Below are 21554 nucleotides of genomic sequence, written 5' to 3'. Positions count from 1 at the left end.
AGGGGAGGTGGGGGGCTGAGAGTTGGTCCAGTGCCGAACTGATAGGAAAGTTTCCTATCGCGTGTGGCCCGGACCGGTAACCCGTCCCGCGCGAAGTTCGTAGGATCGAACAGTGCGCTCCCCGGGGCCGCCGGGCGGGCTCACCCGTGCGGCGTACCGGCCCGCTCCCGCGCGAAGGCGTACAGCTCCTTGGAGGTGGTGATCAGCTCCCGCCGCTCCTCCTGCGAACCGACCATCGGCTGCGAGCCGTTGAGCGGCACCTGGGCGCTCTCCGGCAGGAACTTCACCGTGAGCAGGCCGATCGCGCCGGCCAGCATCAGGTAGTAGGCCGGCATCAGGTCGTCGCCGGTGGCACCGACCAGCGCGGCGGTGACCAGCGGTGTGGTGCCGCCGAACGCGGCGACGGCGATGTTGAAGCCGATGCCCATGGCCGCGTAGCGGACGGCGGTCGGGAACAGCGCGGGCAGCGTGGCCGCGCTGGGCGCGGCGAAGCAGGCCAGCAGGGTGGAGAGCAGCAGCACGCCGAGGATCGGCGGCCAGGTCCCCTCCGCCTTGATCAGCAGGAACGCGGGAACGGCCAGCACGATCATGGCGGCCGCGGCGAAGCCGTAGAGCGGACGCCGGCCGAAGCGGTCACTGAGCCGGCCGAGGAAGGTGATCAGCAGGACGATCCACACCATGCCGATCAGCACCAGGACGTCGGCGGAGCCGCTGGAGCGGTGCAGCGTCTCGGTCTGGTAGGTCGGCAGATAGCCGGTGACCATGTAGTTGGTGACGTTGTAGAGCAGCACCAGGCCCATGCAGATGAGCAGGGCGGGCCAGTGGTTCTTCACGATGTCCTTGAACTCGCTGCCCGCCGACTCCTGCGCCAAGCTCTTCTCGTGGTCGTCCAGTTGCTGCTGGAAGGCCGGGGACTCCTCGAGCTTGAGCCGCATGTAGAGGCCGATCACGCCGAGCGGCCCGGCGATCAGGAAGGGGACCCGCCAGCCCCAGGAGAGCATCTGGGCGTCGGTCAGCATCAGGTTCAGCGCGGTCACCAGGGCCGATCCGAGGGCGTAGCCGACGAAGGTGCCGAAGTCGAGCCAGCTGGAGAGGAATCCGCGTCGGCGGTCCGGCGAGTACTCGGCGACGAACGTGGTGGCGCCGCCGTACTCGCCGCCGGTGGAGAAGCCCTGCACCATACGGGCGATGAGGAGCAGCACCGGAGCGGCGATGCCGATGGTGGCGTAGCCGGGGATGATTCCGATGGCGAAGGTTCCCACCGCCATCATGATCATGGTGGTGGCGAGTACCTTCTGCCGGCCGATCCGGTCGCCGAGCGGACCGAAGACGAGCCCGCCGAGGGGCCGTACGACGAAGGCGGCGGCGAAGGTCGCGAACGAGGAGATCACCTGGGCCGTCGGGGAGGCACCGGGGAAGAACACCTTGCCGATGGTGGCGGCGAGATAGCTGTAGACGCCGAAGTCGAACCACTCCATGCAGTTGCCGAGCGCGGAGGCGCCGACCGCGCGCCTGAGCAGTGGCGGTTCGACGACCTGGACGTCGTCCCTGCGGAAGGCCCGCCGGTTGCGGCGGAGCCTGCGGGTCAGCTCCTCGCGGACCTGGTGCGGCAGTTCCGCGACGGCCTTCGGAGTCCTCGGCCTCACCCCGGCCCGGCGTTCGCCCTCAGGCGTCACCCCGCTCATGGGCGTCTCCCTTCCCACTGCCCGCCGGCCCGGCCCCCGATCGGCCGGCCCTGCTCACCGCGTGCCCCATCCGTCTGCCCCGCTTCGCATCCGCCACACAGCAAAGTGATCACGGCCCCCACCGGTCACCAGGCGCCGCACCGGGCCCCGATTCAGAAACCGGACCGCTCAATGCCATGACGGGCGGCGGTTGGACTTACGAATCATGGAAGCGCAGGGTGGACGTGCCCCCTCGCACACCAGGGGCACCCCTACGGCACCACCCGGAGACGACCCGATGAACCACGTCGCGGACCCCGCTCGCTACGACGGCACCATGCGCTACCGGCGCACCGGCCGCTCGGGACTGGACCTCCCGCTCCTGTCCCTGGGCTACTGGCACAACTTCGGCGACGACCGGCCCTTCGAGACCCAGCGCGAGATCGCGCTGCGCGCCTTCGACCTCGGGATCACCCACCACGACCTGGCGAACAACTACGGCCCGCCGTACGGCGCCGCCGAGATCAACTTCGGCCGGCTGCTGCGGCGCGACCTCGCGCCGTACCGGGACGAGTTGGTGATCTCCACCAAGGCGGGCTGGGACATGTGGCCCGGCCCCTACGGGCAGGGCGGCGGCTCCCGCAAGTACGTGCTGGCCTCGCTGGACCAGTCGCTCGCGCGCATGGGCGTGGACTACGTGGACATCTTCTACTCCCACCGGCTGGACGCGACCACGCCGCTGGAGGAGACGATGGGCGCGCTGGCCACCGCCGTCCGCCAGGGCAAGGCCCTGTACGTCGGCATCTCCTCCTACGACGCCGAGCGCACCCGGCAGGCCGCCGCGATCCTGCGTGAGCTGGGCACGCCGCTGCTGATCCACCAGCCGTCGTACAGCATGCTCAACCGCTGGATCGAGACCGACGGCCTGCTGGACACGGCCGAGGAGGAGGGCTTCGGCGTCATCGGGTTCACGGCGCTCGCCCAGGGGCTGCTCACCGGCCGCTACCTGGACGGCGTACCCCAGGACTCGCGGGCCGCCGCGGGCAAGTCATTCGACCCGGCCTGGCTGACCGAGGACATGCGCGGCCGGCTGCGCGCCCTGAACGACATCGCCGCCCGCCGCGGGCAGAGCCTCGCGCAGCTCGCGCTGGCGTGGGCGCTGCGCGACGAGCGGGTCACCTCGCTGGTCATCGGCGCCTCGCGCACGGAGCAGCTCGAGCAGAACGTCGCCGCCCTGGAGCACCTCGAGTTCAGCGCCGAGGAGCTGGCCGAGATCGACGAGCTGGCCACCGACGGCGGCGTGGACCTGTGGCGGGAGGCGCGCCAGGGCACCCTCGGCTGATACCTGGCACTGAGTGACACAAGCCGTAGACATAAAGAAAAAGTCGGACATAATGGAAGCCATCCGGACCGCGACCGCGACTCGAGGAGCCGCTCCCCGTATGGCATACGGAGCCCCCCACAGCCCCTTCCCGCCGCCCCACCCCGACCTGGGCCTCGCCCGTCACTGCGAGCACTGCCTCGGCTGGGGAACCGTCGTCACCCGCGACGGTGAGCACGAGTTGTGCCACACCTGCCAGCCCGACGCGTACGACGGCGAAAGCGGCCCCGGCTCCGCCTCCTGACCGCCACCCGCGCCCTGCTCGAACCGGGTCTCCGCGCGGCCGTGCGCCGCGAGAGGGTTAAGATCCCGGTAATGGTTTCCTCAAGAAACCTTCAAATCGAGCAGGGGGGGGTCATGGGCGCAGCGCGCACCAGCAGTACGCCGTTGCCGGGGATCGGTGTGCGGTACGACCTGACGACGCGGGAGCGGCAGCGTCTGTCGGTGGTGGCCCACCGCGACGGCGCGAGAACACTCAGCGCGTACCAGGGCGACGATCCCGACGCCTGCGCCCTGTCCGCGCGGCTCACCGGCGGGGAGGCACAGGCGCTGGCCGAGGCGCTCCAGCCGACGCACCACAGCCCGAACCTGCTCTCCACCACGGAGCTGGGCCTGGTGGCCGAACGGATCGAGCTGTCCGCGGCCTCCCACTGGAACGGCCGGCTGCTCGGCGACACCCGGATGCGCACGGAGACCGGGGTCTCCATCGTGGCCGTGCTGCGGCGCGCCGAGGCGATCCCCTCGCCCGGCCCCGGATACCGGCTGGCCGGCGGGGACACGCTGATCGTGATCGGCACCCGCGAGGGCGTCGACGCGGCCGCCGTCATCCTCGGCCGGGAGTGATGCGGATGCATTCCTCCGCGGTCTTCCTCATCGAGTTCGGCGCGATCATCCTCGGCCTCGGGCTGCTGGGCCGGCTCGCCGCGCGCCTGAGCTTCTCCCCCATCCCCCTGTACCTGCTGGCCGGGCTGGCCTTCGGCGAGGGCGGCCTGCTGCCGCTCGGCGCGAGCGAGGAGTTCGTGGCGATCGGCGCCGAGATCGGCGTGGTCCTGCTGCTGCTCATGCTGGGTCTGGAGTACACCGCCAGCGACCTGGTCTCCAACCTCAGAACCCAGTACCCGGCCGGGATCGTCGACGCCACCCTCAACGCCCTGCCCGGGGCCGTCATGGCGCTGCTGCTCGGCTGGGGCCCGATCGCCGCCGTCGTCCTCGCCGGCATCACCTGGATCTCCTCCTCCGGCGTGATCGCCAAGGTCCTCGGCGACCTCGGCCGGATAGGCAACCGGGAGACCCCGGTGATCCTCAGCATCCTGGTGCTGGAGGACCTGTCGATGGCGGTATATCTGCCGGTCGTGACCGCGCTGCTGGCCGGGACCGGTCTCGCGGCGGGCAGTGTCACCCTCGCCGTGGCCCTCGGTGTCGCCGGGCTGGTGCTGCTGCTTGCGGTGCGGTTCGGGCGGCACATCTCCCGCTTCGTCTCCAGCGACGATCCGGAGAAGCTGCTGCTCGTCGTGCTGGGGCTGACCCTGCTGGTGGCCGGCGTCGCCCAGCAGCTCCAGGTCTCGGCGGCGGTCGGCGCGTTCCTGGTCGGCATCGCGCTGTCCGGCGAGGTCGCCGAGGGCGCGCACAACCTGCTCGCGCCGTTGCGGGACCTCTTCGCGGCGGTGTTCTTCGTCTTCTTCGGCCTGCACACCGACCCGGCCAGCATCCCGCCGGTGCTGCTGCCCGCCCTCGCCCTGGCGGTCGTCACGACGCTCACGAAGATCGCGACGGGCTACTGGGCCGCGCGCCGGGCGGGCATCTCGGCGAAGGGCCGATGGCGGGCCGGCGGCACCCTGGTGGCCCGCGGTGAGTTCTCCATCGTCATCGCCGGTCTCGCGGTGACCGCGGGCATCGACTCCGACCTCGGCCCGCTGGCCACGGCGTACGTCCTCATCCTGGTGGTCCTCGGCCCCCTCACCGCCCGCTACACGGAACCGGTCGCCCGCCGGCTGACCGCCCTGGGCGGCCGCCGTACGGCACCGGCCGCCGCAGGTACCGCCGCGCGCGACACGCCACTCGCCGAGGACGCCGAACCCGCGCTGCGGGACCAGGACACGGTCGGCCGGTCCTGACCCGGGTACCGGGAGACACGGGGGCCGGCACCCCTCGTCCGGCCCGTGAGCCCAGGGACGCCGCGGGCACCTCCTGGGGCGCGGGGCAGGGACTCCGCAGCCCCTCCGGCCCGTGGGCCGGAGGGGCACAAGGGACCACCCCTCAGCCGCTCTGCCGGCCGCCCCGTGCGTGCAGGTACTCCAGGGCGTCCAGCACAACGGTGCGGCAGTACCACGAGCGCCAGGCAGCCAGGTCGGCGGCCAGCTCGTCCAGGGCGGCCTCCTGTCCCCGGTCCAGCCAGGCGCCCGGGTCCGCCCGGTGCACGGAGACCACGCCCTTGCAGTGCCCCTCGGCGGTCGTCATCGGTGTGCTGTGCACGGCGCGGCTGCCCGCGGCGAGCGTGGCCCGGCCGACGGGGTGTCCGGCCAGCTCGGGATCCGCGGCCACGTCGGCCACGGTCACCGGCTTGCCGGCCGCCAGGGCCCGGGAGCACACCGCGGGCGGACCGCAGACCAGGGCGAGGCAGTCGCGGTAGGCGGCGTCCAGCGCGTGGTGGGCCTCCAGGACGAGAGCCTCCTCGCGGGTGTGGTCGGTCAGGTGGATCTCCGCGGCGTCCGCGTCCGTCACGGTCACCGCCGCGTACACGGCCGCCCTGAGAACCTGCCGGCGGTCGCGTACGTCCACCGGGCCGGGCAGCGCGAGGCCGAGGACGGGCGGCGGCAGGTGCCGGCGTCCCGGGAACCACTCCCCCGGCGCGTGCGGCGCCGGCGCGCTCACCGCGGCCGCGGCCAGCACCCGCAGCGGCACGTTGTGGTGCTGGGAGCCCTCCCGGAGCAGGTCGAACGCCTCCTCGGGACCGGGCAGGCCGTAGCGGGCCAGCAGGATGCCCTGGGCGATCCCGATGAGCCCGCTGGTACGCGCCTTCGCCCGCAGCCCGAACACCTCGCTGCGCACGTCTTCCGGCCGCGCCGCCGCTTCGGGCCGCGGCCCATCGGCAGCCTCGCGGCACACGGCGGCCAGGGCCTCCTCCAGCGTGGGACAGAGCCGGACGCCCGGCAGTGCGGCGGCCGTGAGCACGGCGCGCACCTCGGGACAGGCACCGCTGACCAGGACCGGCCCGGCCCCGAGGTGCCGGGTGCGGGCGTCCAGGGCGTCCCGGACCTCGGTGCTCATCCGGCTGACGCCCGAGACGTCCAGGACGAGGCGAAGCCCACGCCGGTCGGCGCGCGCCAGCCGCAGGTCGAGTTCGCGGCCGAGCATGCCGGCGCCGTACCGGTCCAGGGTCCCCGACAGGCGCAGTACCACCGCCCGGTCGGCCACCGGCAGCACAGTCAGCGAGGCGCCCGCCGTCACGGCGCGCCACCCGCGAGATCCACGTGCACGTACATGCCACGACCCGGTCGGTGCGGGCCTTTCGTCCGCTCCCCGCCGGCTCCTTCCCTCACCTTGTTCCCAGCGGTCACGAAAAGGCAAGCCGAGGACGGCGGCCGGGGTGGCGGCACGCGGCGTGACCCGCGGCCGGACGAGCGGCAACCGGTCCGGCGGGAGGACAGCGGGTTTGGACCGGGTCAGAACGGCAAACCGGATGTCGACCGCACACCGGAACGACGTTGGGAAGTGACTACCCCATGGCTGGTGACCAGAAGGCAAAGGCCAAGGCGGAGCAGGCCAAGGGCAAGGCCAAGGAGGCCGTGGGCCGCGCCGTCGGCAACGAGCGCATGGAGGCGGAGGGCCGCATGGAGGGCGCGCGCGGCGACGCCCGGCAGGCCAAGGAGAAGGGCAAGGACGCCTTCAAGCACTGACGAGTTCTGAACCTGAACCGCAACAGCGTGCCGGGGCAGGCCGCGAAGATCGGACAAGCCGATTTCCGCGGCCTGTCCCGGTTCGCGTGTACTTGATCGACCCTCCCATGGGTATCCGCGACAAGGACGGCACGAGCCTCCTCGATCAGGAAGGGACCCCGACCCCGGAGGAAGAGGGCAACGAGGTATGGACATCCACCTGTCGACTCACACGGCCACGCGGGCCCGCCCCGGGCCTCTGCGGCACAGTCGCACCTGGGATTCCGGTGCTCCCTGCATAGCCGAGGCGAGGGACGCGGTCGGCGCCCTCCTGGCACGGGCTCGTCCCGAACCGGGCCGGCGCGCGGTCCAGGATGCCCAGCTGGTCGCCAGCGAGCTCGTCACCAACGCCGTCAAGCACGCTCCCGGCCCGTGCGCGCTCCGGCTGGAGCTGGCGCCCGACGCCGGCGCGCTGAGCATCACCGTCGTCGACACGTCCCCGGACCTGCCCCGGCAGCCCCCGCCCGACCCGGGCCGGGTGGGCGGCCACGGGCTGCTCCTGGTGAACATGCTCAGCGGCGGCCTGGAGGTCACCCCGCTGCCGCGCGGCAAGCGCGTCACCGCCACCGTCGCCCTGCGCGCCGACGTCGGCGGGTGACGCGCGGCACCGGCGCCGCCCGGCTCAGGCCAGCCTGATCCCCACGATGCAGGTGTCGTCGTCGGTGTCCGACCTGCTGTGCGTGAGCAGCCGGTCCAGGTGCTGGTCCAGGCCGCCGGGTGCCGAGCGGGCCATGGACAGCAGGTGCGACAGGGACTCCTGGACGGAGCGGTCCCGTCGCTCGATCAGACCGTCGGTGTACATCAGCAGGGTGTCCCCAGCGGCCAGTTGGACCTCCGTCTCCTCGTACACGGCGTCCGGTACGGCGCCCAGCAGCAGCCCCTTGAGCGTGGGCATGGCGGTGGCCTCCGCGTCCCGGACCAGGACCGGCGGGAGATGGCCCGCCCGGGCCCAGCGCAGGGTGCGCCGCTCGCCGTCGTACAGACCGCACACCGCGGTGGCGGTGACGGCGCCGGTCAGATGGTGGGCGACGATGTTCAGCCAGGACAGCAGCTGCGCCGGCCCGGCACCGGTCACGGCCAGGCCGCGCAGGGCGTTGCGCAGGACGACCATGCTGGTCGCCGCCTCTATGCCGTGCCCGGCGACGTCCCCCACGCACAGCAGCACGAGGCCCGAGGGCAGCACGACCGCGTCGTACCAGTCGCCGCCGACCAGCTGCTCCGTCTCGGCGGGCCGGTACCGTACGGCCACCTGAAGGTCCGGCACCTCCAGGGGAGCCTGGGTCGGCGGCATGATGGCGTGCTGGAGCTGCAGGGCCAGCCGGTTGCGCTCGTCGGCCTGCTGCTCGGTGTGGGCGAGCTGGTCACGGGTGGCGGACAGGGCGACCTCGGTCCAGTGCTGGGCGGAGATGTCCTGGTAGGCGCCGCGGACGACGAGGAGCTGGCCGTCGGTGTCCAGGACGGGTTCGGCCACCACCCGCACGTGCCGGGTCACCCCTTCCGGCCGCTGCAGCCGGAAGGCGACGGAGGCCGGGCGCCGGTGGTGCACCAACGTGCGCAGGAACCGGCCGATGCCGACGGCGTCGTCGGGATGCGCGTGCGCGGCCAGGTCCTCCAGACGGACCGGCGGGCTGGTGGGCGGCCGGCCGTACAGGTCGAAGAGCTGCCCGTTCCAGGTGATCTCGGCGGTCAGCAGGTTCTCCTCGAAGCCGCCGATGCGGCCGAGCCGCTGGGCGTGCTGGAGCAGGCTGGCCAGGCGGGCCGCCTCGTCCTCGATCCGCCAGATCAGCAGCACGCTGGAGCCGTGCCGGCTGATGCTGATGTCCGCGACCGCCGACAGCGGCACCTGGTCGACCAGGGCCGTGAGCCGCATGCGGTGGGCGCGGAACGGCTCGCCGGTGGCGTAGACCCGCTCCACCCGTTGGAACAGCTCGTTGGTGCCGGCGGCCATCGGGTAGGCCTCCAGCAGCAGGGCGCCGCCGACGACGGCCCGCGGCCGGCCCGCCGGGTCGAGGAAGCGGCTGTTGACGTGCTGGATGCGGAAGTCGACGAGCTGTCCGGTGTCGTCGAGGTGCGGCACCAGGACCAGGGCCGGGTCGTGCAGCCCGTCCGCCAGGTCCATCAGTTCAACCACGTCCGGCAGCACCCGGTTCTCCTGGGCCCCGGGCAGCAGCGGGTGGGACTCCAGGGTGTGCGCGCACAGTTCGGCGAGCGCCTCGAGCTGACGCACCACCTGGGGCGGCTTCGGGCTCTCGGGGCCCGGCCAGGCGATCTCCAGGACGCCGTGGATGCGGCCGCCCACGCCGGCCGGCACGGCGGCCCGGGCGCCCTCCACGAAGTCCCGGCGGCCGATGGTGGGCAGCCCGGACTCGGCGAGGGACGTCAGCCACTGGCCGCCCGGCTCGGTCAGTCCGCGCCGGGCCACGGTGGCCACGTCCGGCGGGACGTAGCGCCAGCGGTCCGCCTCGGCCTGCGGGAACCCCGCGCTGCCCGCGAGGGTCAGCGAGCCGTCGGAGCCGGCGGCCCAGACGGCGACGGCCACCGCGCCGAGCGGCCGCAGGGCGTGCTGGAGCAGCGAGTCGGCCACCGCCTGGGTGTCGTGGGCGGCGAGGACGCCGCTCTCGGCGGCGCGCAGCCGCACGGCGGCGGAGTCCTCCAGCTGCCCGGCCGGGTCCGCGGTGGCGGCCAGGAAGGCCTTGGCGACCTCCGATACCCGGTCCCGGGCCGCCTGGTTGATGACCTCGACGGCGAACTCCAGCGGGGTCACCCGGGCCTGCTCGGTCAGCTCGGCGAGCTGGCGGGCGGCCTGGGCCGGGCCGCAGCCGAGGCGCTCGACCAGGATGCCCTTGGCCAGCTCCAGCAGTGCCCGGCCCTCGGCCTCGGCCTGCGCCGCCCGCACCTCCCCGCGCAGCCGCTCGACGGTGGCGGCGAGCCTGCCCACGGGCGAGGTGGCCGGCGCCCCGGACGGACCGTAGGGGCCGCTCTCCTCGGGCGGACCGAAGGGTTCCGCGGCCTCCGCCGGACCCAAAAGGTCCGGGGACCCGGGCAGGCCCGGCCCCCCGGCCCCGGGCGGGCCGGGCGGTTCCAGGGCGCCGGGCGGGCCGGGGACGGCGGGCGGGCCGGCGCCGGGAGAGCCCGGATCCAGGGCGGCCGCCTCGGACAGCGGTTCGTAGTCGTTCACCGGATACCTGCTCCTCGGCCGGCGGTCATGGCGTGCGTCCTCATGCGGGCAGCCAGCGCCGGACGCAGGCGATGAGGTCCTGGGTGTCCACCGGCTTGGTGACGTAGTCGCTGGCGCCGGACGCGAGGCTCTTCTCCCGGTCGCCCTGCATGGCCTTGGCGGTCACGGCGATGACCGGCAGGTCGGCGTACTGGGGCATCTTGCGGATCTCGGCCGTCGCGGTGTAGCCGTCCATCTCGGGCATCATCACGTCCATCAGGACGAGTTCGACGTCCGGGTTGTTCACCAGCGTGTCGATGCCCTTGCGGCCGTTCTCCGCGTGCAGCACGCGGAAACCGTGCAGTTCGAGGATGCCGCTGAGCGCGAACAGGTTCCGGGCGTCGTCGTCGACGACGAGGACCGTACGGCCGCGGGTCCGCTCGTCGACCGGCTGGACCGTCGTGAGCTGCGGCTCCTCACCGCGGACCAGGGTGAGCACCTCGCCGGGCTCCTCGGCCGACAGGTGCAGGGCGATCCGCTCGCGCAGCTCGTCCAGGCTGAACAGGTACTCCAGCGAGCCGCCCGCCGTGTCCTCGGCGAGGTGCTCGGTGCGGTGCGAGCTGTGCACCAGGACCGGGACGCTCGCCAGCGCGGAGTCGCCGCGCAGCGCCCGCAGGAAGCGCGCCGACTCCCCGTCCGGCGCGCCGAGTTCGACGACGACGCAGTGGCAGGGTTCGGCGGCCAGGGCACCGGCCGCCTCGTGCGCGCCGACCGCGGCGATGATGTCGACGGTGGCACCCTCGGCACGGCCGTGCCCGAGGTCCCCGACGACGCTCTCGGCGACGAGCGTGAGCAGGCCGCGCGGCCGCTCCTCCACCACCAGCAGGCGGCGCGGGCGCTCCCGCCTGGCGGACGCCGGGGGCGCTCCCTCCGGGGCGGCGGTTCCGGGCGCCGTGCCGGCCGGCGACAGCTCGGGCGGCTTCGGCGCACTGCGCAGCAGTTCCTCGAAGTCCACCCGGGCGACGGGCAGGAAGAGGGTGAAGGTGCTGCCCTTGCCGGGTGTGCTGGTCACGGTGACGGAGCCGCCGAGGAGATGGGCGATCTCCCGGGTGATGGACAGGCCGAGGCCGGTGCCGCCGTACTTGCGGCTGGTGGTGCCGTCCGCCTGCTGGAAGGCGCCGAAGATGGTCTCCCGCTGCTGTTCGGGGATGCCGATGCCGGTGTCCTTCACCCGGAAGGCCACGATGGTTCCGCCCCGCACCACGCCCTCGGGCACCTCGTCGTCGGGGGCGGGCTCGATGCGCAGCTCGACGCTGCCCTGCTCGGTGAACTTCACCGCGTTGGAGAGCAGGTTGCGCAGGATCTGCCGCAGCCGGGAGTCGTCGGTGAGCAGGTCGGCGGGGGCGCCGGGCGCGGTGGAGACGGTGAAGTCCAGGCTCTTCTGCGAGGTCATCGGGCGGAAGGTGGCCTCGACGTACTCGATGAGCTGCCGCAGCGGGACCCGCTCGGGGCTGACGTCCATCTTTCCGGCCTCGACCTTGGACAGGTCGAGGATGTCGTTGATGAGCTGGAGCAGATCGGAACCCGCGGAGTGGATGATGCCCGCGTACTCGACCTGCTTCGGGGTGAGGTTGCGGGAGGGGTTCTGGGCCAGGAGCTGGGCGAGGATGAGCAGGCTGTTGAGCGGGGTGCGCAGCTCATGGCTCATGTTCGCGAGGAACTCGGACTTGTAGCGGGAGGCGAGCGACAACTGCTGGGCGCGCGCCTCAAGTTCCTGCCGGGCCTGCTCGATCTGCAGGTTCTTCGCCTCGATGTCCCGGTTCTGGTCGGCCAGCAGGGAGGCCTTGTCCTCCAGTTCGGCGTTGGACTGCTGGAGTTCCTCCTGGCGTGCCTGCAACTCGGCGGAACGGGACCGCAGTTCGCTGGTGAGGCGCTGGGACTCCTCCAGCAGTTCGTCGGTGCGGGCGTTGGCGACGATCGTGTTGACGTTGACGCCGATGGTGTCGACCAGTTGCTGCAGGAAGTCCCGCTGGACGGGGGTGAACGCGGTGACCGAGGCGAGCTCGATGACGCCGAGGACCTGCTCCTCGAAGAGGATGGGGAGCAGCAGCAGGGCGGTGGGCTCGATCTCTCCGAGCCCGGAGGAGATGGTGACGTAGCCGGCCGGCAGCTCGTCCACGGCGATCGTGCGGCGGCTGCGCGCGGCCTGGCCGACCAGGGACCGGCCGAACGGGATGCGGGCGGGCCGGTTGTCGTCCTCCGGCCTGCCGTAGGAACCGACGAGCCGCAGTTCGGGTCCGGTCTCGCCGTCCTCGGCGAGGTAGAAGGCGCCGTACTGGGCGGAGACCTGGGGCACCAGCTCGTCCATGATCAGCTCCGCGACGACGGGCAGGTCGCGGTGGCCCTGCATGAGGGCGGAGATACGGGCGAGGTTGGTCTTGAGCCAGTCCTGTTCCTGGTTGGCCAGGGTGGTCTCGCGCAGGGACTCCACCATGGAGTTGATGTTGTCCTTGAGGTCGGCGACCTCACCGGAGGCGTCGACGGTGATCGACCGGGTCAGGTCGCCCTCGGCGACGGCGCTGGCCACGTCGGCGATGGCGCGCACCTGCCGGGTGAGGTTGCCGGCGAGTTCGTTGACGTTCTCCGTCAGGCGCTTCCAGGTGCCGGAGACGCCCTCGACCTCGGCCTGTCCGCCGAGCCGGCCCTCGGTGCCCACCTCGCGGGCCACCCGGGTCACCTCGTCGGCGAAGGCCGAGAGCTGGTCCACCATCGTGTTGATGGTCGTCTTCAGTTCGAGGATCTCGCCGCGCGCGTCGACGTCGATCTTCTTCGACAGGTCGCCCCGGGCCACGGCGGTGGTCACCAGCGCGATGTTGCGCACCTGGCCGGTGAGGTTGTTCGCCATGGAGTTGACGTTGTCGGTGAGGTCCTTCCAGGTGCCGGCCACGTTGGGCACATGGGCCTGTCCGCCGAGCCGGCCCTCGGTGCCGACCTCGCGGGCGACGCGCGTGACCTCGTCCGCGAACGCGGAGAGCGTGTCGACCATGGTGTTGATGACGTCGGCGAGCGCGGCGACCTCGCCCTTGGCCTCGACGGTGATCTTCTGCGACAGGTCGCCCTTGGCGACGGCCGTGGCGACCTGGGCGATGGAACGGACCTGGCCGGTGAGGTTGGACGCCATCACGTTGACGTTGTCGGTGAGGTCCTTCCAGGTGCCCGAGACCCCGCGCACGGTGGCCTGTCCGCCGAGGTTGCCGGCGGTGCCGACCTCGCGCGCCACCCGGGTCACCTCGTCGGCGAAGGCCGAGAGCTGGTCCACCATCGTGTTGATGGTGTTCTTCAGCTCCAGGATCTCGCCGCGCGCGTCCACCGTGATCTTCTGCGACAGGTCGCCCTGCGCCACCGCGGTGGCCACCTGGGCGACGTTGCGCACCTGGGCGGTGAGGTTCCCGCCCATGAAGTTGACGGAGTCCGTGAGGTCCCGCCAGGTGCCCTTGACGCCCTTGACGTCCGCCTGACCGCCCAGCCGGCCCTCGGTGCCCACCTCGCGCGCCACCCGGGTCACCTCGTCGGCGAACGCCGAGAGCTGGTCCACCATCGTGTTGATGGTGCTCTTCAGCTCCAGGATCTCGCCCCGGGCGTCCACCGTGATCTTCTGCGACAGGTCGCCCTGCGCCACCGCCGTCGTCACCTGGGCGACGTTGCGCACCTGAGCGGTGAGATTTCCGGCCATGAAATTGACCGAATCCGTGAGGTCCCGCCAGACACCGGCGACCCCGGGCACCTGCGCCTGCCCCCCGAGGCGCCCCTCGGTGCCCACCTCGCGCGCCACCCGGGTCACCTCGTCGGCGAACGCGGAGAGCTGGTCGACCATCGTGTTGACGGTCTCCTTCAGCTGGAGGATCTCACCGCGCGCGGGCACGTCGATCTTCTGCGACAGGTCGCCCTTGGCGACGGCGGTGGCGACCTGGGCGATGTCACGCACCTGGGTGGTGAGGTTGCCCGCCATCGCGTTGACGGAGTCGGTGAGGTCGGCCCAGGTGCCGGAGACACCCGGCACCTCCGCCTGGCCGCCGAGCGTGCCCTCGGTGCCCACCTCGCGGGCGACCCGGGTCACTTCGGAGGTGAACACGGACAACTGGTCGACCATGCCGTTGAAGACGGTGGCGATGTCGCCCATCAGTCCGCTGGCGTCGTCCGGCAGACGTGTGCCGAAGTCGCCGTCGCGGACCGCCGTCAGCCCCGCGAGAAGCCGTCTCAGTTCCTGTTCACCCGGGACCGCGTCGATCGTCCCGGTCGCCTTGCCGGCCATGTGCACCCTCGTTCCGCTCCCCAGGAGCCCTCGGGCAGAGGGCTCGGAACCACCGCCGGGCACGCGGCCTGACCCGGCCCTTGGTGTGTGCATTTCCGCAGTTCACGGATTTGCCTGATGAGAAAAATACGTCGCAGGCTAACCCACTTTCACGACCCCCGACAAAGCAGGCGCCCGGCCGGCAGAACTTCGCGAGGTGATCCGCCCTCGGGGGTGTACGACTCGTCATGCCGGGTACTCCATTGCGTTCGGCGTCTCCCGGAGCGGCACCTCCGGTGCCGCCCCCGCGCACCGGTACGGCTGCCGCGGGAGCCGTTTCGGGCGCGCGGAGCCAGGGCACCCGTGCCACGCTCGGAACACGGCAACAGAACCCGGACCCCGCACGTTTCCGCACCTGCGCCGTCAGCGGGGGCGAGGGCTGGACGAGGAGGGTGCGGCATGACCCCGGACGACGACGGCTCGGCGGGCGCCGGACCGGCACGCGGGCATCTGCTCTACGGCCCCCAGCCGGACGTGGCGGGTGCCGCCGGCTACCCCGACGCCCCGCCCAGAATGGGCTTCTTCACCGACACCTCCGTGTGCATCGGCTGCAAGGCGTGCGAGGTGGCCTGCAAGGAGTGGAACGCCGTTCCGGAGGACGGGCTCGAGCTGACCGGCATGTCGTACGACAACACGCAGGGTCTCGGCGCCGACACCTGGCGGCACGTGGCCTTCATCGAGCAGCGCAAGCCGTTCGGCGGGCAGGAGCCCGGGGTCGTCCACGAGGACGTCGACGTGTTCGCCGCGGCGGCGGGCCTCGGTACCGACGCGGGCTCGCCGGGACCGGGGGCCACCGCTCCTCCGCCCGGCGCGGCCCCCGCGGGCGCCCCGGCCGGGGAGATCTCCCCGGTGTCGCCCGACGGCCGCACCGAGCTGCGCTGGCTGATGGCCTCCGACGTGTGCAAGCACTGCACCCACGCGGCCTGCCTCGACGTGTGTCCCACGGGTGCGCTGTTCCGCACCGAGTTCGGCACGGTCGTCGTCCAGGAGGACATCTGCAACGGCTGCGGGTACTGCGTGCCCGCCTGCCCGTACGGCGTCATCGACCAGCGCGAGGACGACGGCCGGGTGTGGAAGTGCACCCTGTGCTACGACCGGCTGGGCGTCGGCATGGAACCGGCCTGCGCCAAGGCCTGCCCGACCGACTCGATCCAGTTCGGCCCGCTGGACGAACTGCGCGAGCGGGCCGCGTCCCGGGTGGACCGGCTGCGGGAGGCCGGAGTGACCGACGCCCGGCTGTACGGCGAGAGCCCGGACGACGGGGTCGGCGGGGACGGCGCGTTCTTCCTGCTGCTGGACCAGCCGGAGGTGTACGGCCTGCCCCCGGACCCGGTGGTCACCACCCGGGACCTGCCCGACATGTGGCGGCACGCGGCGCTGGCCGCCGTCTCGCTCGCCGCGCTAGCCGTCACCAGTTTCGTGAGGAGGCCGCGATGAGCGGTTCGGACGTGACCCGGGACGGTGTGACCGGCGGCCGGCCGGGGCGGGAGGCGTCGACGGGCGCGCGGGCCGGGCGCCGACGGCGCCGGCGCGGCCGGGGCGAGCAGCCGATGGTCCCGGAGGCGGAGTTCTCGTCGTACTACGGCAAGCCGGTGCTGAACAAACCGACGTGGAAGGCGCTCGACATCGCGGGCTACCTGTACCTCGGCGGTCTGGCCGGGGCGTCGTCGCTGCTCGCGGCCGGGAGCTCCCTCAGCGGGCGGCCGGCGCTGGCCCGGCCGGCGAAGCTGGGGGCGGCCGGGGCGATCTCCCTGTCGCTGGTGGCGCTCGTCCACGACCTGGGCCGCCCGGCCCGCTTCCTCAACATGCTCAGGGTGTTCAAGCCCACCTCGCCGATGAGCGTGGGTTCGTGGCTGCTGGTGGGGTACGCCCCGCTGACGATGGCCGCGGCGGCCGCCGATGTCGCGGGCCGCTACCGCCTCGCCGGCTCGGCCGCCACGGCGGGCGCCGCCGTCCTCGGCCCGGCGGTGGCGACCTACACCGCGGTGCTGCTCTCGGACACGGCGGTGCCGTCCTGGCATGAGGGCTACCGGCAACTGCCGTACGTCTTCGCGGGATCGGCGGCCACCGCGGCCTCCGGTCTGGCGCTGGCCACCGCCCCTGCGGGCCAGGCGGGGCCGGCCCGCCGGATGGCGGTCCTCGGCGCCGCACTGGAGCTGGGCGCCTTCCGGCTGATGAAGGGGCGTCTGGGACTTGCCGCCGAGCCCTACGAGCAGGGCAGGCCACACCGGTTGCTGCGCGCCGCCGAGGCGCTGACGGCGGGCGGGGCGGCCCTGGCACTGCTGTCCGGGCGCGTGCGCGACCGGCGCCTGGCCCTGGCGGCCGGTGCCGCGCTGCTCTCCGGCTCTGCGGCACTGCGCTTCGGCGTGTTCCAGGCCGGGGTGGACTCCGCCGAGGACCCGAAGTACACGGTCGTGCCGCAGCGCGAGCGGCTGGCGGCGCGCGGCCGGTGAGCCGGTCCCCGGGCGTGTGCGGCCCGGCGGCGACGCCGGTTTGGCCGTTCGGGGCGGGGGTACTCCGCCGCACACCGGGGCCGGGGTGCCGCGGTCGCGCGGTTGCGTGAGAATCGAGGAACGCCGACGGGAGGAGCGAGTCGTGGGCGTACGCACCTGGATCGACTCCTGGCCGGTCTACCGCCAGCTCACGGGCCCGGACCCGCTGGGCCGGGGGGCCGCCGCCAAGAGCGGGCGCAGCGCGCGGCTGGAGCCCCGGGTGGCCTCGGCGGACCGGGTGGTGAAGTCCGTCTGCCCGTACTGCGCGGTGGGCTGCGGGCAGAACGTGTACGTCCAGGACGAGAAGGTCACCCAGATCGAGGGCGACCCGGACTCCCCCATCTCGCGCGGGCGGCTCTGCCCCAAGGGCTCCGCCAGTCTGCAGCTGACCACCGGGAGCGCGCGCGAGCATCACGTGCTGTACCGGCGGCCGCACGGCACCGAGTGGGAGCGGCTGGACCTGGACACGGCGATGGACATGATCGCCGACCGGGTCGTCGAGGCGCGGCGGGCCGGCTGGCAGTGGGAGGCCGACGGGAAGCGCACCCGGCGCACCCTCGGCATCGCGAGCCTCGGCGGAGCGACGCTCGACAACGAAGAGAACTACCTGATCAAGAAGCTGTTCACCGCGCTGGGAGCGATCCAGATCGAGAACCAGGCGCGTGTTTGACACTCCTCCACCGTTCCCAGTCTGGGAACCTCGTTCGGACGCGGCGGCGCGACCACCTTCCAGCAGGACCTGCAGAACTCGGACTGCATCGTCATCCAGGGCTCGAACATGGCCGAGTGCCATCCGGTCGGGTTCCAGTGGGTGATGGAGGCGAAGGCGCGCGGCGCGAAGGTGATCCATGTCGACCCGCGGTTCACCCGGACCAGCGCGCTGGCCGACATGCACGTGCCGCTGCGCGCGGGCTCGGACATCGCGTTCCTCGGCGGGATCATCAACCACGTCCTGCGGGAGGAGAAGTACTTCCGGGACTACGTGCTGGCGTACAGCAACGCCTCGGTGATCCTTCGGGAGGACTTCCGGGACACCGAGGACCTGGACGGCGTCTTCTCGGGCCTGGACACCGACAGCCGCTCCTACGACAACACCAGCTGGCAGTACGAGGGCATCGAGGTGCAGGCGGCCTCGGGCCAGCGCGACCAGGAGTACGACAAGCGCACCGGCGGCAAGGGCTCCGGCCAGAACTCCGTCATCGAGGCGGCGACCGGTGAGGCCCACGGCTCCGGCGGGGCGGTGATCCCCGAGGGCGAGCCCGAGCGGGACGAGACGCTCACCCATCCGCGCTGTGTCCTGCAGGTGCTCAAGCGGCACTACGCCCGCTACACGCCGGAGCTGGTCGAGGAGGTCTGCGGGGTGCCGCGGGACCTGTTCCGGCAGGTGTGCGAGCTGGTCACGGAGAACTCCGGACGGGACCGCACCACGGCGTTCGCCTACGCGGTCGGCTGGACCCAGCACACGGTCGGCGCGCAGTACATCCGGGCGGCCGCCGTGCTGCAGACGCTGCTCGGCAACATCGGCCGCCCGGGCGGCGGCATCCTCGCGCTGCGCGGGCACGCCTCCATCCAGGGCTCCACGGACATCCCGACCCTGTACAACCTGCTGCCCGGCTACATCCCGATGCCGCACGCCCACGAGAACCAGGACCTGGACGCGTTCGCGGAGGCGGAGGCAGCACACAAGGGCTACTGGGCCAACATGCGGTCCTACCTGGTGAGCCTGCTCAAGTCCTACTGGGGCGACGCGGCGACGCAGGAGAACGACTTCTGCTTCGACTACCTGCCGCGGCTGACCGGCGACCACTCCGCCTACGAGACGGCCATGGCGCAGATCGACGGTGTGTGCAAGGGCTACTTCCTGGTCGGGGAGAACCCGGCGGTCGGCAACGCCAACGCCAAGGTGATGCGCATGGGCATGGCCAACCTGGACTGGCTGGTGGTGCGGGACTTCTCCCTCATCGAATCGGCCACCTGGTGGAAGGACGGCCCGGAGATCGAGACCGGGGAACTGCGCACCGAGGACATCGGCACCGAGGTGTTCTTCCTGCCGGCCGCCGCGCACACCGAGAAGGACGGCAGCTTCACCAACACCCAGCGGCTGCTGCAGTGGCACCACCTGGCCGTGGAGCCGCCCGGCGAGGCGCGCAGCGACCTGTGGTTCACGTACCACCTGGGGCGGCTCGTCCGGCAGAAGCTGGCCGGGTCCACCGACGAGATGGACCGGCCCGTGCTCGACCTGGCCTGGGACTACCCGACGAAGGGCCCCATCGCCGAGCCGGACGCGGAGGCCGTGCTGGCCGAGATCAACGGCTTCGACGCCGACGGAGATCCGCTCTCCTCCTACGAGCAACTGAAGGACGACGGATCCACCTCCTGCGGCTGCTGGATCTACTGCGGGGTGTACGCGGACGGCGTCAACCAGGCCGCGCGCCGCAAGCCGGGCCGGGAGCAGGACTGGGTGGCGGCCGAATGGGCGTGGGCCTGGCCGGCCAACCGGCGCATCCTGTACAACCGCGCCTCGGCGGACCCGGAAGGCAGGCCGTGGAGCGAGCGGAAGGCGCTGGTGTGGTGGGACCCGGACAAGGGTGAGCGGGGCGAGTGGTCCGGGCACGACGTGCCCGACTTCAAGAAGGACATGGCGCCCGATCACGAGCCGCCCGAGGGCGCGACCGGACCGGAGGCGCTGTCCGGCCGGGACCCGTTCATCATGCAGGCCGACGGCAAGGCGTGGCTGTACGTGCCGTCGGGGCTCACCGACGGGCCGCTGCCCACGCACTACGAGCCGCAGGACTCCCCGTTCCCGAACCTGCTCTACGGCCAGCAGCGCAATCCGGTGCGGCAGTTGATGCCGACGCTGCCGGACAACCGCTACCAGCCGAGCGGCAACGAGCCGGGCTCGCAGGTGTTCCCCTACGTGGCCACCACCTACCGGCTCACCGAGCACCACACGGCGGGCGGCATGTCCCGCTGGCAGCCGTATCTCGCGGAACTCCAGCCGGAGTTCTTCTGCGAGGTGTCCCCGGAGCTGGCCGCCGAGCGGGGTCTCGGGCACACCGGCTGGGCGACGATCGTCAGCGCGCGCGGGGTGATCGAGGCCCGGGTGCTCGTGACCGACCGGATGGCGCCGCTGCGGGTGCAGGGCCGGACCCTGCACCAGGTGGGCCTGCCCTACCACTGGGGCCCGAACGGCTACAGCACCGGGGACGCGGCCAACGAGCTGCTGCACCTGTCCCTGGACCCGAACACGCACATCCAGGAGGCGAAGGCGTTCGCCGTGGACATTCGTCCGGGGCGCCGTCCGCGGGGTCCGGCGTCGCTGGAGCTGGTGCGGTCCTACCGGGCCCGGGCGGGGGTCGACGAGCACACCGGAACGGAGCCGTAGCGGCGGCTCACCCGGGGCCGCGGAAGGCCGCTCAGCGGAGCACGATCGAGTGGTCCCCGCGGGGCATCAGTTCCCCCACGACCGGGGCTCCGGGCACCTCGCCGGCGACGAGCAGCCCGCCCGAGGTCTGCGCGTCCGCCAGCAGCAGCCGGGTGTCCGCGTCCGTGGCACCGAAGTCGGTGTACGGCGCGACCCACTCCAGGTTGCGCCGGGTGCCGCCGCTGACGTAGCCGTCCCGGACGGCCTCCCGGGCGCCGTCCAGGTACGGCACCGCGGCGGTGTCGAGCACGGCGGTGACGTCCGAGGCCCGGGCCAGCTTGTGCAGATGGCCGAGGAGCCCGAAGCCGGTGACGTCGGTGGCGCAGGTGGCGCCGGCGGCCAGTGCGGCGGCGGAGGCGTCCCGGTTGAGGGCCGTCATCGTGGTGATCGCCTGCTCGAACCGCTCCCCCGTGGCCTTGTGCCGGTTGTTCAGCACGCCGAGGCCGAGCGGCTTGGTGAGCGACAGCGGCAGGCCGGGGCGGCCCGTGTCGTTGCGGAGCAGCCGTGCGGGGTCGGCGAGTCCGGTGACGGCCATGCCGTACTTGGGTTCCGGGTCGTCCACGCTGTGCCCGCCGCCGATGTGGCAGCCCGCCTCGGTGGCGATGTCCAGGCCGCCGCGCAGCACCTCGCGGGCCAGCTCGAAGGGGAGCCGGTCGCGGGGCCAGGCGAGCAGGTTGACGGCGAGGACGGGCCGGCCGCCCATGGCGTAGACGTCGGACAGCGCGTTGGCGGCGGCGATGCGCCCCCAGTCGTAGGGGTCGTCGACGACCGGGGTGAAGAAGTCGGCGGTGCACACCATGGCGGTGTCCTGCCCGGGAAGCGTGACGACGGCCGCGTCGTCCCCGGTGGCGAGGCCGACGAGCAGCGGGCTGTCGCCGCCGGTCAGCGGCGCGCCGAGGCCGCTGACCACCTCCTCCAGCTCACCGGGCGGGATCTTGCAGGCGCAGCCGCCGCCGTGGGCGAACTGCGTGAGGCGTACGGACGCTTGGCGGGTCGGTGTCATGCGTGTCTCCCGGGGCACTAGCCTGGTCGAGCGGTGGAGGCGTGTGGGTGCCTGGTGGCCCTCCCGGTCTTCAAAACCGAGGTGCCCGAGGATCTCGGGCAGGCGGGTTCGATTCCCGTCCGCCTCCGCTCCGCGGCCCGGGCCGGC

At 72.6% G+C, this 21554-nt stretch carries 14 protein-coding genes and 1 tRNA gene; 10 read left to right on the top strand and 5 right to left on the bottom strand.

All coding sequences use genetic code 11. The features are described 5' to 3' along the window. Positions 1-140: 140 nt before the first annotated feature. Positions 141-1685: an MFS transporter gene (locus AB0924_RS24765; protein ID WP_366912544.1), complete on the bottom strand. Its 1545-nt coding sequence runs from the start codon at positions 1683-1685 to the stop codon at positions 141-143. Positions 1686-1962: 277 nt separating this feature from the next. Between AB0924_RS24765 and mgrA the strand changes: the two genes are divergently transcribed. From mgrA to AB0924_RS24745, 4 genes are all read left to right on the top strand, one after another. After that, positions 1963-3006: an L-glyceraldehyde 3-phosphate reductase gene (gene mgrA, locus AB0924_RS24760; RefSeq protein ID WP_366912543.1), complete on the top strand. Its 1044-nt coding sequence runs from the start codon at positions 1963-1965 to the stop codon at positions 3004-3006. A 100-nt stretch (positions 3007-3106) separates the two neighbouring features. Then, a complete protein-coding gene (locus tag AB0924_RS24755) occupies positions 3107-3289 on the top strand; it encodes a hypothetical protein (protein WP_358932737.1) in 183 nt (60 codons plus the stop codon). Between the two features lie 113 nt (positions 3290-3402). Further along, positions 3403-3888, top strand: a complete 486-nt coding sequence (locus tag AB0924_RS24750; protein ID WP_358932739.1) for a TrkA C-terminal domain-containing protein — start codon at positions 3403-3405, stop codon at positions 3886-3888. 5 nt (positions 3889-3893) lie between these two features. Continuing rightward, positions 3894-5159: a cation:proton antiporter gene (locus AB0924_RS24745; RefSeq protein ID WP_358932741.1), complete on the top strand. Its 1266-nt coding sequence runs from the start codon at positions 3894-3896 to the stop codon at positions 5157-5159. 142 nt (positions 5160-5301) lie between these two features. Here the strand turns inward: AB0924_RS24745 and AB0924_RS24740 are convergent, their stop codons facing one another. Then, positions 5302-6492: a GAF domain-containing protein gene (locus AB0924_RS24740; protein ID WP_366912542.1), complete on the bottom strand. Its 1191-nt coding sequence runs from the start codon at positions 6490-6492 to the stop codon at positions 5302-5304. A 275-nt stretch (positions 6493-6767) separates the two neighbouring features. Here AB0924_RS24740 and AB0924_RS24735 point away from each other — a divergent pair, with 275 nt between their 5' ends. Next, positions 6768-6941 (top strand): CsbD family protein, encoded by a 174-nt coding sequence (locus AB0924_RS24735; RefSeq protein ID WP_358932745.1) that lies wholly within the window; start codon positions 6768-6770, stop codon positions 6939-6941. A 187-nt stretch (positions 6942-7128) separates the two neighbouring features. Further along, complete coding sequence (locus AB0924_RS24730; protein ID WP_358932747.1) at positions 7129-7578, top strand: ATP-binding protein; 450 nt, start codon at positions 7129-7131, stop codon at positions 7576-7578. A 24-nt stretch (positions 7579-7602) separates the two neighbouring features. On the opposite strand, the gene AB0924_RS24725 is transcribed toward AB0924_RS24730, so the two are convergent. Next, positions 7603-10005 (bottom strand): SpoIIE family protein phosphatase, encoded by a 2403-nt coding sequence (locus AB0924_RS24725; RefSeq protein WP_358932879.1) that lies wholly within the window; start codon positions 10003-10005, stop codon positions 7603-7605. A gap of 193 nt (positions 10006-10198) precedes the next feature. Continuing rightward, positions 10199-14449 carry a HAMP domain-containing protein gene (locus tag AB0924_RS24720; protein WP_366912541.1) on the bottom strand — a complete coding sequence of 1417 codons (4251 nt, stop codon included), beginning with the start codon at positions 14447-14449 and terminating at the stop codon, positions 10199-10201. A 438-nt stretch (positions 14450-14887) separates the two neighbouring features. Between AB0924_RS24720 and AB0924_RS24715 the strand changes: the two genes are divergently transcribed. The 3 genes from AB0924_RS24715 to fdh all read left to right on the top strand — a co-directional run bounded on the left by AB0924_RS24715 (position 14888) and on the right by fdh (position 20365). Continuing rightward, on the top strand, positions 14888-15925 hold the full coding sequence (locus tag AB0924_RS24715; RefSeq protein ID WP_358932751.1) for a 4Fe-4S dicluster domain-containing protein: 1038 nt from the start codon (positions 14888-14890) through the stop codon (positions 15923-15925). Beyond that, the gene (gene nrfD, locus AB0924_RS24710; protein ID WP_366912540.1) at positions 15922-16941 is read left to right on the top strand and encodes an NrfD/PsrC family molybdoenzyme membrane anchor subunit; all 1020 of its coding nucleotides are present in this window, start codon (positions 15922-15924) and stop codon (positions 16939-16941) included. The genes AB0924_RS24715 and nrfD overlap by 4 nt, the downstream gene beginning before the upstream one ends. A gap of 142 nt (positions 16942-17083) precedes the next feature. Then, complete coding sequence (gene fdh / locus AB0924_RS24705) at positions 17084-20365, top strand: formate dehydrogenase (protein WP_366912539.1); 3282 nt, start codon at positions 17084-17086, stop codon at positions 20363-20365. A 31-nt stretch (positions 20366-20396) separates the two neighbouring features. On the opposite strand, the gene selD is transcribed toward fdh, so the two are convergent. After that, complete coding sequence (gene selD / locus AB0924_RS24700) at positions 20397-21407, bottom strand: selenide, water dikinase SelD (protein WP_366912538.1); 1011 nt, start codon at positions 21405-21407, stop codon at positions 20397-20399. 35 nt (positions 21408-21442) lie between these two features. Here selD and AB0924_RS24695 point away from each other — a divergent pair. Next, a tRNA-Sec gene (locus tag AB0924_RS24695) sits at positions 21443-21535 on the top strand. Positions 21536-21554: the final 19 nt, after the last annotated feature.

Origin of the sequence: Streptomyces sp. NPDC047869 (assembly GCF_040704065.1) — a bacterium.
Taxonomy (GTDB): Bacteria; Actinomycetota; Actinomycetes; order Streptomycetales; family Streptomycetaceae; genus Streptomyces.
The sequence above is the reverse complement of the archived record's forward strand: the minus strand, read 5'-3'. Positions and strand labels throughout refer to the sequence as shown.